This window comes from Blastococcus sp. TF02-8, from assembly GCF_003319175.1.
Taxonomy (GTDB): domain Bacteria; phylum Actinomycetota; class Actinomycetes; order Mycobacteriales; family Geodermatophilaceae; genus Blastococcus.
In genome coordinates this window covers 154,905-169,081 of record NZ_QOHK01000007.1, presented here as the reverse complement: position 1 = coordinate 169,081, position 14,177 = coordinate 154,905, and the positions used below count along the sequence as shown (strand labels likewise).

Below are 14,177 nucleotides of genomic sequence, written 5' to 3'. Positions count from 1 at the left end.
TGCCGGCCAGGTCGCCCGCGACCGGGCCGGCACGTCACCCGGCGATCGTCTGCCGTTCGGGCTCGATCCAGACGATGACGCGCTCGGTCTTGATCTGGTCCGGGGGGTACGGCTTGCCGTCGTACTTCTGCGACAGCTCGTCGATCTGGTCCCGCGCGGCCTGACCGCGCTCGGTGCCCACCACCCGGCCCCGCACCTCGGCGTACCGGTAGGGGTCCGCCTCGTCCCGGATCGCCAGCGTGACGCGGGGATCCCGCTCCAGGTCCTTGAACTTCTGCCGGTGCGGCTCGGTGTTGACGTACAGCCGGTCGCCGTCGGTGCCCACCCAGATGTACTGGGTCTGGATGTGGCCGCTGGGCATGAGCGTGCTGATCGCGGCGTAGTTGGGGCCGTCGGCCAGCTCGCGGGTCACCGGGTGCAGTTCTGGTCCGTCCTGGGTGTCAGCCATGCGGCTCGGATACCCGTCGCGCGGTGGCGTACTCCCGCGGCACGGCCTCGCTGGCGTGCCGCGGGAGCAGGGCAGATCAGGCGGCCGGGTGCAGCAGCACCTTGGTCCAGCCGTCCTCGCGCCGGTCGAACCGGTCGTAGCCCTCGACGGCCTGCTCCAGGCCCAGTTCGTGGGAGACGATGAACGACGGCGTGGCCCGCCCGGTGAGGATCAGGTCGCGCAGCTGCCGGTTGTACCGCTTGACCGGGCACTGGCCGGTGCCCATCGACTGGCCCTTGGTGAAGAACTGGCCGTACTGGAAGGGGATGCGGCCCTCCTTGGCGAGGTCGGTGGCTGCACCGGGATCCTGGGGCATGTACACACCGACGACGCCGATCCCGCCGGTCGAGCGCACGACCTGCACCAGGTTGTCGAGCACCAGCTCCGGGTGCTCCTGCCCGGAGGGGTCGTGGGCCTGGTAGCCGACCGCCTCGACGCCGCGGTCGACCCCGCGCCCGCCGGTGGCGTCCATCAGCTGCTCCACCGGGTCGCCCTGGGAGAAGTCGACCGGGGTGGCGCCGATGCTCCCGGCCAGCCGGAGCCGGTCGGGTTCCTTGTCGACGACGAAGACCTCCGAAGCGCCGCGCAGCAGCGCGCTGTGTGCCGCCATGAGCCCCACGGGACCCGCGCCGAAGACGGCCACCCGGTCGCCGGGCTGCTGCCCGGAGAGCTCCACGCCGTGCCAGCCGGTGGGGAAGATGTCCGACAGCATCGTGAAGTCGTTCTCGTGCTCGGTGCCCGGTGGCAGCCGCAGCAGGTTGAAGTCCGCCCACGGCACCCGCAGGTACTCGGCCTGGCCGCCGTCGTACGGGCCCATGTTGGCGTAGCCGTAGGCCGCGCCGTCCATCCCCTCGGTGGGGTTGGCGCGCAGGCAGAACGACGTCCATCCGGTGGTGCAGTTCCGGCACGTGCCGCAGGCGACGTTGAACGGGACGGAGACCCGGTCGCCCACCGTGATGCGGTCGACGCCGGGACCCACCTCCTCGACGATCCCCATGTTCTCGTGGCCGAGGACCTTGCCCTCCTCGACGCCGGTGCGGCCCTCGTACATGTGCAGGTCCGACCCGCAGATGTTCGTCGTCGTGATCCGGATGACGGCGTCCGTGGGGGACTGGATGGTCGGGTCGGGCACGTCCTGGATCGCGACGTCCTTCGGGCCTCGGTAGACGACGGCCTTCATGTGCTTCCTCCTGGGAGCTCGGGGTCCCCGCCCTACCCCCGACCGGTTGGCACACGCATCCACACGGGGGTGTACCGGTGAGGTCGCCGGGTAGGTCGCGGACGACCAGTCGTCGACAGGCGATCCCGATCCCGATCCCGATCCCGATCCCGAATCCGAGGAGTTCCCGTGGCCCTGGACTATCCGACCCTGCCCGGCGACATCGACCACCTGATCGCCGACGACCATGCCGCCGTGGACCGCCAGTTCCAGCACCTGGAGGCCGGCCGCGGGAACCGGCGGGTGCTGGTGGACCAGATCTCCTTCCAGCTCGCGCTGCACGCCTTCGCCGAGGAGACCGTGCTCTACCCGATCTGGCCCGAGATCGGCATGACCGACGAGCACGACGACGCCGAGCACGAGCACCAGCAGATCAAGGACCTGCTCGTCGTCCTGGGCCGCACGGACCCGGGGGAGACCCAGTTCGAGGAGGCGCTGGCCAAGCTCATCGGCGTCGTCCGGCACCACGTCGACGACGAGGAGAAGGAGGAGCTGCCCGAGTTCCGGCAGAAGGCCGGCGCCGAGCGGATGGCCCAGCTGGGCAAGGAGTTCCTCGCCGCCAAGCGGCAGGCGCCCACCCGGCCACACCCGCACGCCCCCGACGAGGGCATCGCCGAACGGATCGCCGGGATGCTGGCCAAGCCGCTGGACCACGTCCGGGACCTGCTCTCGGGCAAGCAGAAGGAGATGGCCACCGACCCCTCCGGCCTGCTGACGCCGCAGGCCCAGGCCATCGTCGACGCCCACTCATCCCTCGGCCCGCTGCCATTCGAGATCCTCGAGCCCGACCAGGCGCGCAAGCAGCCCGGCCCGAAGGAAGCGGTCCAGAAGGTCATGGCCGAGAAGGGGCTGGAGGGTCCGGAACCGGTCGGCTCCGTCGAGGACCTGGTGATCCCCGACGCCGCCAACGGCCAGATGCGGCTGCGCGTCTACAAGCCCGCCGACGCCGGCACCGAGGCACTGCCGGTGATCTTCTGGATTCACGGCGGCGGCTGGGTGCTGTTCGACATCGACGACCACTACGACGACTCGTGCCGCGGGTTGACCAACAAGGCCCGGGCGATGGTGGTCACCCCCGACTACCGCCGGGCTCCCGAGGCGGTGTTCCCGGCCTCGCACGACGACGTCCTCTCCGCCTACCGGTGGGTTGTCCAGCACGCCGCCGAGATCGGCGGCGACCCCACCCGCATCGGCATCGGCGGGGAGTCCGTCGGCGGCACCATGACCGCCGCGACGATCCTCCGGCTGGCGCAGGCGGGTGAGTCGGTGCCGGCGGCCGCGGTCTGCGTGTACCCGCTGACCACGGGCGAGCAGTTCGGCGAGTCGATGGACGACGCCGCCGACGGCCGTCCGCTCAACCGGGCCCTGCTGTCCTGGATGGCCATGCACGCCTTCCAGGGCGTGCCCGACGGCGCGAAGGACCCGCGCGTCGATCTGCTCGGCTGGAGCCGCGAGCAGCTGGCGCTCATGCCGCCCACGCTGGTCATCACCGACGAGCGGGACGTCCTGCGGAGCCAGGGGCAGCAGTTCGCGCAGAACCTGGAGGCGGCGGGCGTGGCCACCACGCACCGCCACTACGACGGCGTCATGCACGAGTTCTTCGGCGCCGCGGCCGTGCTAGACGAGGCGGAGCAGGCCCAGCAGGAAGCGGCCACCCACTTCACCCGCGCCTTCGGCGCCGCCCGCGCGACCGCTGGTGCCGCGCCGCTCGGCGGGACCTCCCGGTGACGGCGGCGCTGCGGCCGGCGGTCGACGAGACGATCGGCGGGCTGGAGGTCGTCCACCAGTTCACGGGTGCCATGCCCACGGGCGTCACGGTGTCGCACGGCGGACGAATCTTCGTCTGCTACCCCAAGTGGGGCGACGACGTCGGGTTCACCGTGGGCGAGCTCCGGGACGGCCAGGAGGTGGCGTTCCCGAACCAGCAGCAGAACGACAACGTGAGCGACGCAGACCCCGACCGGTTCGTCTCGGTGCAGAGCGTCGTCGTCGACCCGGCCGACCGGCTGTGGGTGCTCGACACCGGCAGCCCGCTGTTCCAGCCGACCGAGCACGGCGGCCCGAAGCTGGTCTGCGTCGACCTGACCACCGACGAGGTCGCGCAGACCATCCTGTTCCCGACCGACGTCGCGCTGCCGACGACCTACCTCAACGACGTCCGCTTCGACCTCCGCCGCGGGGAAGCGGGGACCGCCTTCATCACCGACTCCTCCGACCAGGGACCGAACGGGATCATCGTCGTCGACCTGGCGACGGGGGAGTCGTGGCGACGGCTGCACGAGCACCCGTCGACGAAGGCCACGACGCCGCCGGACCTGCGGATGGTCGTCGAGGGCGTCGAGTTCCTGGAGCGGTCGCCCGACGGGAACACCTCGCCGGTGACGATGGGCGCCGACGGCATCGCGATCGCCGCGGACGGCAGCCGGCTGTACTACTGCCCGCTGGCAGGCCGCCGCTGGTACAGCGTCTCGGTGGACGCCCTGGTCGACCGCGACCAGGACGACGACGCCGTCGCGGCCACCGTCCAGGACGAGGGCGACAAGGGCTGCGTCAGCGACGGCCTGGAGACCGACGACCAGGGGCGGCTCTACGTCACCGACGGGGAGCACGACGCGATCCACCGCCGACTGCCCGACGGGACGTGGGAGACCGTCGTCCACGACCCGCGGCTGCTCTGGCCGGACACCATGTCCGTCGCCGCCGACGGCTTCCTCTACGTCACCGCCAACCAGCTGTACCGGCAGGACAAGTACCGCGGCGGTGAGGACCAGCGGCGCAAGCCCTACGTCTTGTTCCGCACCCCGATCGACGCCGGTCCGGTTCTCCTGCGCTGAACAGGCGGACGTCGGACATCTCTGCGCGCTCGAACTGGGTGGCGATGTCGGCCGTGGTGCTGCGGTAGGTGGTCAGCATGTCGAGGGGCATGCCGGCCGCCCCGCGCGGAGAACCTGGTCGCCAGATCCTGACCGCGCGGAGCAGCAGCGGCGATGGCTGGAGAGGTGCGTCAGCCCAGCGAGGCGACGAGCTCTCGGCAGGCCTGCTCGCAGCGGCGGCACGCCTCCGCGCAGACCCGGCAGTGCTCGTGCATGGAGGCGTGCTGCCCGCACTCGTCGCCGCATGCCTTGCAGGCCGCGGCGCAGGCCTCGAGGACCGCGCGGGTCAGGTTGGCGTCGTAGCCGGTGTGGCGGGACAGCACGCGGCCGGTGGCGTCGCAGACGTCGGCGCAGTCGAGGTTGGTGCGGATGCACGTGGTGAGCTCGGCGACCGAGTCCTCGCTCAGGCAGGCGTCGGCGCAGGCGGTGCAGGCCTGAGCGCACTCGACGCACGCCTCGATGCACTCCCGCAGCTTGTCGCGATCCACCCCGCCGAGGTCCTTCGGGTAGGTCTCGAGCATCTGGCCTGCAACGGTCACGGTGTCCTCCTCGAACGTGCCGGCGGTGGGCGTCGTCGGGACGCCTGTGGCTGCCGCCTGGCGCAGATCGACCTACCCCGGTCAGGCGTCCGCCGCACGGATGTCACGAATCAGTCATGCCCCGCGATGTCCTGAGATGCGCGGCGGGAGAGGGCGTGGTCGGCTCGACCGGATAGCCATGCAGCGGAGGAGGAGTGCGATGGGGCGCATCGACCGGATCGCCGAACCGTGGGGGACTCGCACGCCGTACGGGCCGGGAGAGACCTGGCCGACGCGGGTGGACTCCTACCTGGCCGACGGGCTGACCGAGGACGACGTCGACCGCTGGGTCCAGACGGCGTCGATCCTGCACTCCAACGGCGATGCCTACGACATGGCGGTCAAGGATGGGCAGATCGTGGGCGTCCGCGGCCGGGCCGTCGACCGGGTCAACCACGGCCGGCTGGGACCCAAGGACCTCTACGGCTGGCAGGCCAACAACTCCCCGGACCGGCTGACCAGGCCGCTGATCCGCCGGGACGGCGAGCTGGTGGAGACCGACTGGGACACCGCGATGGACGCCGTCGCCGGCCGGGTCAAGGAGTTGCTCGACGAGCGCGGCCCGAGCTCGATCGCCTTCTACACGACCGGGCAGCTGTTCCTCGAGGAGTACTACACCCTGGGCCTGATCGCGCACGGCGGGATCGGCACGAACCACGTCGACGGCAACACTCGGTTGTGCACGGCCACCGCTGCGGCGGCGCTGAAGGAGACGTTCGCCTCCGACGGGCAGCCCGGGAGCTACACCGACGTCGACCATGCCGACGTCATCGTGCTCTACGGGCACAACATGGCCGAGACGCAGACCGTGCTGTGGAGCAGGGTGCTGGACCGGCTCGCAGGGCCGAATCCGCCGCAGGTGATCTGCGTCGATCCCCGAGAGACGCCGGTCGCCCGTGCAGCCACCGTGCACCTCGCCCCGCGGCCGGGCACCAACGTGATGCTGATGAACGCGCTGCTGCACGAGATCATCGGCAACGGCTGGGTCGACCGCGGCTACGTCGACGCGCACACCGTCGGCTTCGACGAGCTGGCGAAGCGGGTGCAGGACTACCCGCCCGAGGTCGCCGCCGAGGTGTGCGACGTCCCGGTCGAGCAGATCCGGGAGGCCGCCCGCATCATCGGGCAGGCCCAGCGGCTCCTGTCCACCGTGCTGCAGGGCTTCTACCAGTCGCACCAGGCCACCGCCGCGGCCGTGCAGGTCAACAACATCAACGTCGTCCGCGGCATGCTGGGCAAGCCGGGCTGCGGGATCCTGCAGATGAACGGCCAGCCCACCGCCCAGAACACCCGCGAGGCCGGCGCCGACGGCGACCTGCCGGCCTTCCGCAACTGGTCCAACGACAGCCACATCCAGGACCTGGCCCGGGTCTGGAATGTCGACCCCATGGACATCCCGCACTACTCGCCGCCGACGCACATCATGCAGCAGCTGCGCTACATCGAAGAGGGCTCGATCCGGTTCTTCTACGTCACCGCCACCAATCCGGCGGTGTCCCTGCCTGAGCTGACACGCATCCGCTCCCTGCTCTCCCAGGAGCGGCTGTTCCTGGTCGTACAGGACCTGTTCCTGACCGAGACCGCGCAGCTCGCCGACGTCGTCCTCCCCGCGGCCACATGGGGGGAGAAGACCGGCACCTTCACCAACGTCGACCGAACGGTGCACCTGTCGGAGAAGGCCGTCGACCCACCGGGGGAGGCGCGACCGGACCTCGACATCCTGATCGACTTCGCCCACCGGCTGGACCTCCGCGACAAGGACGGCGCCCCGCTGGTGAAGTGGTCGGACCCCGAGGGCGCGTTCGAGGGGTGGAAGGAGTGCTCGAAGGGCCGGCCCTGTGACTACAGCGGTCTCTCCTACGACAAGCTGCGAGGTGGCAGCGGCATCCAGTGGCCGGTCACCGACGAGCACCCCGACGGCACCGAGCACATCTACGTCGACGGGCAGTTCTGGGCGCAACCCGACTACTGCGAGAGCTACGGCCGGGACCTGGTCACCGGGGCCCCGCTGGACGAGACCGAGTACCGCGCGCTCAACCCGACCGGTCGGGCGGTGCTCAAGGCCGCGGAGTACCTGCCGCCGCACGAACTGATCGGCGTGGACTTCCCCTTCCAGCTCATCACCGGCCGCACGCTCTACCACTTCCACACGCGCACCAAGACCGCCCGCGCGCCGCAGCTGCAGGCGGCGGCACCGGAGGTGTGGGTGGAGATGTCGGCCTCCGACGCCGCCGACCGCGGCTGGTCCGAGGGCGACCTGCTTGCGGTGACGACCCCGCGGGGCCGGGTGGAGGCGAAGCTCCGGATCAGCGGCATCCGGCCGGGGGTGCTGTTCTTGCCGTTCCACTACGGCTACTGGGACGAGCCCGCCGGGCACGAACCCGACGGCCACGGACGGGCGGCGAACGAGCTGACCCTCACCGACTGGGACCCATGCTCCAAGCAGCCGATCTTCAAGACCGCCGCGGCCAACGCCACCCGGCTGGCCCCCGGCGACGGCCCGGCAGCGGCACCGACGACCACCGGCTCGAGGCCCGTCGCCGGGGACGTGCCCCCGACCCGGGGCGGAGCTGCGGCCGAGGCCGTCGAGGAGCTCGCCACCGGAGGTGCGCGATGAAACTGGGACTGGCCATCGAGGAGCTGCACCGGTCGGAGAACCACCTGGCCCGGGTACTGCTGGCCGTCTCCGACCGGCACAAGGCCGACCACGAGGTCTTCTACGTGGCCCGCGACATCGCCGGCTGGTCGCAGCGGCACGTCGCCGAGCTCGCCCGCATCGGCGCCGACTTCGGCGTCGACCTGGATGCCGAGCCCGAGGGCGAGCCGGGCATCCTCGAGAAGCTCCAGCAGGCGACCTCGGATCTGCTCGGTCGTCGTCCCGAACCTGGGCTGCTTCTGCTCGCCGACCTGCGGCACGTGCACCGGGAGGCGGCTGGGGTCTCCCTGGACTGGGAGCTGCTGGCGCAGGCGGCGCAGGGCGCCCGGAAGCGGGAGCTGCTCGGCCTGGCCGAGCGCTGCCACCCCGACACGTTGCGGCAGATGCGCTGGGCCAACGCCAAGCTCAAGGAGTCCGCGACCCAGGCCCTGGTGAGCTGACCATGACCACCCCGCAGACCCGCGTCGTCCTCCGACCGCTGGCCACACCGCTGCCACTCGGCTTCCTCGCCCTGGCCCTGGCCACAACGGTTTTCGCCACCGTCCAGCTCGGCTGGATCCCGCCCACCGAGGGCCGGGTGGCCGCCCTCACCGCGCTGGTCGCGACCGTGCCGCTGCAGCTCACCGCGGCGGTCATCGGCTTCCTGGCGCGCGACCCGGTGGCCGCCACCGGGATGGGCGTCCTCAGTGGCACGTGGGCGGTCGTCGGGCTCACCACCGTGACCTCCCCGCCCGGCACCGCCAGCAAGGGCCTCGGAGTCCTCCTGATCGTTGCGGGGATCTCGATGTTCGTCCCCGCGTCCGCCGGTATCTCCAAGCTCGTCCCGGCCGCCGTCATGGCGCTGGCCGGCATCCGCTTCCTGGTCACCGGCGCCTACGAGCTCACCGGGTCTGCGAGCTGGAAGACGACGGCCGGCTGGGTGGGCCTGGCCCTCGCGGTGCTGGCCCTCTACGCGGCCCTGGCTCTCGAACTCGAGGGGGCCCGCGGGAGGACCGTCCTCCCAGCCGGCCGGCACGGTCCGGCCGAGGCCGCGGCCCGCGGCGAGGGGTCGCTCGAGCCCGACGCGCTGGCTCGAGAGGCGGGGATTCGACCGCAGCTCTGAGCGAGCCGCGCCGCTGAGCAGTCCCCGGGTCCTGACCGGCACCCTGCTGGCTGTGCTGCTCCGACTGCGGGACCGCCGCTACCGGGCGCATCGCCGAGGCCGAGGCGCGCGATATGGACGCCGACGCTGTCCCCTGCTCCCCGCTGCGTCTCGGGCCGCGCGAGGTTCTCGCCGACCGTGGGTTACGGCCACGACAACTAGCGGCAGATCCTGCGGGCCAGGTACATCCCCCGCATCGCCCGCTTCGGGGTCGCGGAGTGGCCTGACGTCAGAGCCAGGACCGGGCTCGCCGTTGTTGTGGCCGCGATGTCGATGCACCTTCGTATCCCTACGGCCATCCCCGCTCGAGCAGTGGGGTGATGGTGACCTCGTTGAGCACCACGTCCGGTGGGGTGGAGGCGACCCAGCTGATCAGTCGGGTGACCTGATCGGGAGCCAGCGCGTCGGCGGACAGGGCCGGCTCAGCGGAGCCGGCCCGATCTTCCGGTGACCAGACCCCCAGCTGGTGTCCATGGCGCCGGGATACAAGACACAGGCGCGGATGCGGTGCGGCCTGCCTTTGGCCGCGTGCCTGGGTGAGACCGGTGAGCCCGAACTTGGCCTAGCAGTAGGCCGCGGCGTTCGCCCAGCCGCGCCGGCCGGCCACCGAGGACACGTTGACGATGGGTCCTCCGCCGTTGTCGCGCATGTCCGGCCAGACCGCCTTGGCCAGCAAGAATGACGCGCGCAGATTGACCGCGAGCACCCTGGCCCAGGCCGCGACGTCGAGCTCGACCACGGGACCGGGCACATCAGTCCCGGCCGCGTTGACCAGGAGGTCGACGGTGCCCAGGTCAGCGCGCACCTGGCCCATCGCCCACTCGATCGCCTTGGCATCGGCGAGGTCCACCACGACCGCTCTCGCGCGGACCCCTGCGGCCCGCACCTGCTCCGCGGTCTCCTCCAGGTCGGTGGATCCGCGGGCCAGAACCGCGACGTCGGCGACGTCGGCAGCCAGTGCCAGAGCTGTGGCTCGGCCCAGACGGCTGCTGCCGCCGGTCACCAACGCGATGCGCTCACGCAGCCGAGGTGAATTGCTCATTCCTGCCTCCGGTGTCCCCGTCACGGCCACTGGGGCCAGCCTGCCCGCCACGGGCAACTGGTGCTGAGCAGGGTCGACGGGCAGGGTCGTGACACCCGCTGGCGGAGCTGACCCGGCCTTGCGCCGGAACCTTCAGCAGCGGAGCCTGACGGGTATCGTCCAGCCGATTGCCGCCACCGCGCGGGCAGCTCCATCAGGAGGACCGCACGATGGGCCGCTCATCCGCGTCACGGGGACCAGGAATGGCGCCTTGCGCTATGCCATGGCTGCGCGGGTCCCGCTTCACCGGTTGGGGCCACGTGGGACCACGGGACATCGGATCTCCAAGTCGACCCCACCGGTGGTGGCGTTGCCCCGCCGCCACGCCCCCGGGCGCGTCGAGCTCGGAGTCCGGTTGACCGCGGCGGAGGAGGGCCCTGTGCGCACGGTTGTCGAAGCGTCCCAGCTCATTCGGCGCCGTGCAGTCCGGGCCGGGTGCAGCTGTGCCAGCTCGGATGCATGCGGGAACAGACTCAGCGAGCGTCCGTTCGGCCGCTGGTGCTATTCGCGACGCTGTCCCTGCAGTCGTCATCGGGCACTCTCCGGCCGGCGATTCCGCTATCAGGCGTCCTGGTGTTCGCGGTGTGGGACCAGGCTGCAGCTGCCCAGATCCCGAAGGTTCTCGTTGAGCGTCTGGGCGAAGTCGTGCTCAGCGTCCGACCAAGCGGCACCGCCGACCAGGTAAGCAGCGAGTGCGGAGCGCGGCTGAGCTCCAACGAGACCGGCGTAGCCCCACCACAAGTCGGTCGGCGGCAAGGCGCCCAGCCGCCACGAGAGGACGGTCAACGGGCAGGCAGAAGTCGCACGAGGTGCGCGCACGCGCAGCATGGTCTCGCTGAGATGTACGGCCGTCCCCCGTCGGCGACCACTCCTGAGCCGACCGCCGCCGGCGCCCGGGAGCACGCAGGAGGTGCTCACCGTCCCGACGGCCCCCGACGCCAGCCGCATCACCGCGGCGGCGACGTCGGGCACGTCGCGGCTCTCCCGCGTGGACGGCGCCGCGCCACCCACGACTTCGTGGACTCGGCGTGGCGGTGATCCGCCTGCTGATCGGTGCTTGGAGGTGGAGCGGCACCATCGCGGAAGGGAAGGACGCCCGACCGGACGAGGGCCGTTTGCCCGTCAGCCGCGAACGGGTAGCCGCAGGCCACGCGGGCGACCCAGCCGGCGGCGTGCTGCCCGCGAGAGGAGACCGGCGTGACCGGCTCGGTGTTGCGCGCAGGGCTGGCCGCCGCGGCGGCGGTGCTGGCTCTCGGGGGATGTGCGAGCACGCAGGAGGGCGACGTCCGCGACGTCGCGGCGGCGTTCGTCGACCCAGCCGCGACGCCGGACGACCGGTGCGACCTCCTGGCCCCGGCCACGCGTGAAGCGCTGGAGTCCCAGGAGTCGGCGCCCTGCCCTGACGTCCTCGGAGAGCTACCGATGGACGGCGGCACCGTCGAGTCCGTGGAGATCTGGGGCGGCAACGCCCAAGTGCGGATGACCGGGGACGCCGTGTTCCTGACCGAGACCCCCAATGGCTGGGGGGTGGTGGCGGCCGCCTGCGAGTCGCGTGGTGAGGCGCCCTACGACTGCGAGGTAGAGGGGCCATGAGAGGCGTCCACCGGCTGTACGTCATCTACCCGACGGTGATCCTCCTCGGAGTCGCCTACGTCACCCTGCTGGGGCTGATGGGGCGATGACCGGCCGCCGCGGCTTCGTGAAGGACAACGCCCTCGGCCTGGCGTTCGGCGGGCTTTTCGTCCTCACCCTGGTCGGCCAGGCGATCTCGGGGACGGCGGACTACAACGCGCAGCAGGTCGCCAACGGCCTGGAGCCGGTTTCCTTCCTGGATTACGTGACGTCGTCGTCGTTCGGAGTCGACGTGATGGAGAACTGGCAGTCGGAGTACCTGCAGTTCTTCCTCTACATCTTCGCCACGGTGTGGCTCGTGCAGCGAGGCTCGGCGGAGTCCAAGGAGCCGGGCGACGAGGGCATGGAGTCCGACGAGGAACAGCGGGTGGGCGCCCACGCTCGGGCGGACTCCCCGGCGTGGGTGCGCGCCGGCGGCTGGCGGACGACGGTCTTCTCCCGCTCCCTCGGGCTGGTGATGGGCGGGATCTTCCTGCTCACCTGGGCGGCGTCCTCGATTGCCGGCTGGGCTGCCTACAACAGCGAGCAGCTGGCCGACAAGCAGGACCCGGTGAGCTGGGTCGGCTACCTCGGCGAGGCCGACTTCTGGAACCGCTCCTTCCAGAACTGGCAGTCGGAGATGCTGGCCGTCGGGTCGATGGCGGTGTTGTCGGTGTACTTGCGCCAGCGTGGATCGCCGGAATCCAAGCCGGTCGGCGCAGCGCACGCTGACACCGGCGAGACCGGGTGATGCAGTCAGCGCTCGGCGGTCCCGACAGGTGTCGTTCAGTTCTGGTGCCTGTCCTGACCGGCGACACCGTCGACGATTCCCTGCGCGATGTCGCGCAGCTTGCGGTTGGACCGCTGTGAGGCGGCGGCGAGGAGATCGAACGCCTCCGTCGCGTCGCAGCGTCGTTGGCTCATCGGGATGCCTTTGGCCTGTTCGATGACGGCACGGGTGCGCATCGCGATGTCGAGGTTTTCGGCCAGCTCGCGGGCGCTGTCGTAGAGGTGCATGTTGTGGACCGCGACGGCGGCGTAGGAGGCGAACGTTCGGGCCGCGCCTTTGGCGTCGTCGTCGAAGGCGTGGGCCTCTACCGCGTAGAGGTTGAGGCCACCGTGGATGCCTTCGCGCACCGGCACGGGCACCGACAGGGAGCTCAGCGATCCGCGTTCGACGCAGATCCCGGCGTAGTCGGGCCAGCGCGTCTCCTCGCGGGCGTCAGTGATCTCCCTGATCTCCTCGCCGACAGCCGCCTCCAGGCACGGGCCGTAGCCGCGGCCGTACTGCGTCTCGTCGAGGTCGAGGGCGAGCCTGCCGGTGTAGGCGGCTGTCGTGGCCTTGTCGTTGGCGATGAGGCTGACCGAGGCCTCCGCGACCCCGGGGATGAGATTGACACCGGCCGCCATCCCGATCCGGGTTCGCGGCTGGTGACGCCAGTGTGCGCGCTGCGACGGCGGAGAGCCAGCCGCTCGACGTTCCCATTGGGCAGGGTGGTCGGCGGGCGCCGATGTGGACATTCGAGTGCCGCGTGCGCGTAGAGTGTGGGGAACCAGGCGGTCACACGCTCACGGCGAGTTGGCGCCGTCCCGATGACCGGACCCCGGACGCTGCCGAACTCGGCCCCCGGTTCCTCGTCCCGCCCGTCCGCTCGTGGACGACCGGTGACGCCAATCTTGGACTGTCGCGAGGTGCGATCCCGCAGTCCGTCCTAGAGCCGAGACCGCCGTGTCCACGCCTGACCCGGGCGACATCGAACCGCCGCGCGACCCCCGCGCCGCCTTCGCCGAACTGAGCAAGATCATGCTCGGTGAGCAGCCGCTGTCGGCGACCCTCGAACGGGTCGCCCAGCTGGCCAAGCAGACCATCCCCGGGGCCGCCGACGTGTCGGTCACCCTCCTGCAGGACGGCGAGGTGGCCAGCGCGGCCTTCACCGGGCCGCTGGCCGCTCAGCTCGACCGCCAGTACGAGGCCGGGTTCGGGCCGTGCATGGACGCCGCGACGTCCGGCACGACCATCACCATCGACGACACCGCCCACAGCCGCCGTTATCCCGACTTCGCCCGCGCCGCCGCTCGCAAAGGCGTCCGGCACACGATGTCGATCGGTCTGCCCGTGCAGCGCCAGACCATCGGGGCGCTCAACTTGTACGGCACCGACGACGTCCCGTTCGACGAGGCGACGCAGGAACTGGCCACCGCGTTCGCCTCCTACGCGGCGGTGGCCGTGGCCAACGCCGGCGTCTACGCCAGCACCGCGACCCTGGCGGCCAACCTGCAGCGCGCCCTGGAATCCCGGGCGGTCATCGACCAGGCGAAGGGCATCCTCATGGCCCGTCACCCGGGCATGTCCGCCGACGCCGCCTTCGATCTCCTGTCGAAGCAGTCCCAGCTGAGCAACCGCAAGCTGCGCGACATCGCCGCAGAGCTGGTCGACGAGGTCCAGCGCGGCGGCCAGGACTGACGTCGGATCGGCCGCACCAAACACGCGGCCGGTCAGCGGGCGCACAGCGCGGTCCGTCCCGTGGGGA

13 protein-coding genes are annotated in these 14,177 nt (G+C 71.2%); 8 read left to right on the top strand and 5 right to left on the bottom strand.

Translation table 11 applies throughout. From position 1 onward, the window contains the following. Window positions 1-34: 34 nt before the first annotated feature. The gene (locus DQ237_RS15060) at window positions 35-448 is read right to left on the bottom strand and encodes a PPOX class F420-dependent oxidoreductase (protein WP_091378997.1); all 414 of its coding nucleotides are present in this window, start codon (window positions 446-448) and stop codon (window positions 35-37) included. 76 nt (window positions 449-524) lie between these two features. After that, the gene (locus DQ237_RS15055; protein WP_091379000.1) at window positions 525-1,667 is read right to left on the bottom strand and encodes a glutathione-independent formaldehyde dehydrogenase; all 1,143 of its coding nucleotides are present in this window, start codon (window positions 1,665-1,667) and stop codon (window positions 525-527) included. A 168-nt stretch (window positions 1,668-1,835) separates the two neighbouring features. On the opposite strand from DQ237_RS15055, the gene DQ237_RS15050 reads away from it, so the two are divergent. After that, the gene (locus DQ237_RS15050) at window positions 1,836-3,434 is read left to right on the top strand and encodes an alpha/beta hydrolase fold domain-containing protein (RefSeq protein ID WP_113800949.1); all 1,599 of its coding nucleotides are present in this window, start codon (window positions 1,836-1,838) and stop codon (window positions 3,432-3,434) included. Next, the gene (locus DQ237_RS15045) at window positions 3,431-4,540 is read left to right on the top strand and encodes a major royal jelly family protein (protein ID WP_240619657.1); all 1,110 of its coding nucleotides are present in this window, start codon (window positions 3,431-3,433) and stop codon (window positions 4,538-4,540) included. The genes DQ237_RS15050 and DQ237_RS15045 overlap by 4 nt, the downstream gene beginning before the upstream one ends. Window positions 4,541-4,710: 170 nt before the next feature. On the opposite strand, the gene DQ237_RS15040 is transcribed toward DQ237_RS15045, so the two are convergent. After that, window positions 4,711-5,118 carry a four-helix bundle copper-binding protein gene (locus DQ237_RS15040; protein WP_091379006.1) on the bottom strand — a complete coding sequence of 136 codons (408 nt, stop codon included), beginning with the start codon at window positions 5,116-5,118 and terminating at the stop codon, window positions 4,711-4,713. A gap of 199 nt (window positions 5,119-5,317) precedes the next feature. On the opposite strand from DQ237_RS15040, the gene DQ237_RS15035 reads away from it, so the two are divergent. Genes DQ237_RS15035 through DQ237_RS15025 form a run of 3 tightly spaced genes read left to right on the top strand, consistent with a single transcriptional unit; the run spans window position 5,318 to window position 8,915 of the window. After that, window positions 5,318-7,774 (top strand): molybdopterin oxidoreductase family protein, encoded by a 2,457-nt coding sequence (locus DQ237_RS15035; protein WP_113800948.1) that lies wholly within the window; start codon window positions 5,318-5,320, stop codon window positions 7,772-7,774. Beyond that, the gene (locus DQ237_RS15030; RefSeq protein ID WP_113800947.1) at window positions 7,771-8,253 is read left to right on the top strand and encodes a hypothetical protein; all 483 of its coding nucleotides are present in this window, start codon (window positions 7,771-7,773) and stop codon (window positions 8,251-8,253) included. Before DQ237_RS15035 ends, DQ237_RS15030 begins: the two co-directional genes overlap by 4 nt. Before the next feature lie 2 nt (window positions 8,254-8,255). After that, window positions 8,256-8,915: a GPR1/FUN34/YaaH family transporter gene (locus DQ237_RS15025; RefSeq protein WP_113800946.1), complete on the top strand. Its 660-nt coding sequence runs from the start codon at window positions 8,256-8,258 to the stop codon at window positions 8,913-8,915. 601 nt (window positions 8,916-9,516) lie between these two features. Here the strand turns inward: DQ237_RS15025 and DQ237_RS19960 are convergent. Beyond that, window positions 9,517-9,996: an SDR family NAD(P)-dependent oxidoreductase gene (locus DQ237_RS19960; RefSeq protein ID WP_205730235.1), complete on the bottom strand. Its 480-nt coding sequence runs from the start codon at window positions 9,994-9,996 to the stop codon at window positions 9,517-9,519. Between the two features lie 1,236 nt (window positions 9,997-11,232). Here DQ237_RS19960 and DQ237_RS15010 point away from each other — a divergent pair. Beyond that, on the top strand, window positions 11,233-11,628 hold the full coding sequence (locus DQ237_RS15010) for a hypothetical protein (RefSeq protein ID WP_113800944.1): 396 nt from the start codon (window positions 11,233-11,235) through the stop codon (window positions 11,626-11,628). Window positions 11,629-11,713: 85 nt separating this feature from the next. Then, the gene (locus DQ237_RS15005) at window positions 11,714-12,397 is read left to right on the top strand and encodes a DUF6766 family protein (RefSeq protein WP_113800943.1); all 684 of its coding nucleotides are present in this window, start codon (window positions 11,714-11,716) and stop codon (window positions 12,395-12,397) included. Between the two features lie 35 nt (window positions 12,398-12,432). Here DQ237_RS15005 and DQ237_RS15000 read toward each other — a convergent pair whose 3' ends face one another. After that, window positions 12,433-13,056 carry a GAF and ANTAR domain-containing protein gene (locus DQ237_RS15000; protein ID WP_113800942.1) on the bottom strand — a complete coding sequence of 208 codons (624 nt, stop codon included), beginning with the start codon at window positions 13,054-13,056 and terminating at the stop codon, window positions 12,433-12,435. Between the two features lie 319 nt (window positions 13,057-13,375). Here DQ237_RS15000 and DQ237_RS14995 point away from each other — a divergent pair, with 319 nt between their 5' ends. Next, window positions 13,376-14,110 carry a GAF and ANTAR domain-containing protein gene (locus tag DQ237_RS14995; protein WP_205730234.1) on the top strand — a complete coding sequence of 245 codons (735 nt, stop codon included), beginning with the start codon at window positions 13,376-13,378 and terminating at the stop codon, window positions 14,108-14,110. Window positions 14,111-14,177: the final 67 nt, after the last annotated feature.

Bases quoted from the DNA above. Each gene is read 5' to 3' on its own strand.
- DQ237_RS15060 (WP_091378997.1), bottom strand. From the start codon at position 448: ATGGCTGACACCCAGGACGGACCAGAACTGCACCCGGTGACCCGCGAG.
- DQ237_RS15055 (WP_091379000.1), bottom strand. From the start codon at position 1,667: ATGAAGGCCGTCGTCTACCGAGGCCCGAAGGACGTCGCGATCCAGGAC.
- DQ237_RS15035 (WP_113800948.1), top strand. From the start codon at position 5,318: ATGGGGCGCATCGACCGGATCGCCGAACCGTGGGGGACTCGCACGCCG.
- DQ237_RS15030 (WP_113800947.1), top strand. From the start codon at position 7,771: ATGAAACTGGGACTGGCCATCGAGGAGCTGCACCGGTCGGAGAACCAC.
- DQ237_RS15025 (WP_113800946.1), top strand. From the start codon at position 8,256: ATGACCACCCCGCAGACCCGCGTCGTCCTCCGACCGCTGGCCACACCG.
- DQ237_RS19960 (WP_205730235.1), bottom strand. From the start codon at position 9,996: ATGAGCAATTCACCTCGGCTGCGTGAGCGCATCGCGTTGGTGACCGGC.
- DQ237_RS15005 (WP_113800943.1), top strand. From the start codon at position 11,714: ATGACCGGCCGCCGCGGCTTCGTGAAGGACAACGCCCTCGGCCTGGCG.
- DQ237_RS15000 (WP_113800942.1), bottom strand. From the start codon at position 13,056: ATGGCGGCCGGTGTCAATCTCATCCCCGGGGTCGCGGAGGCCTCGGTC.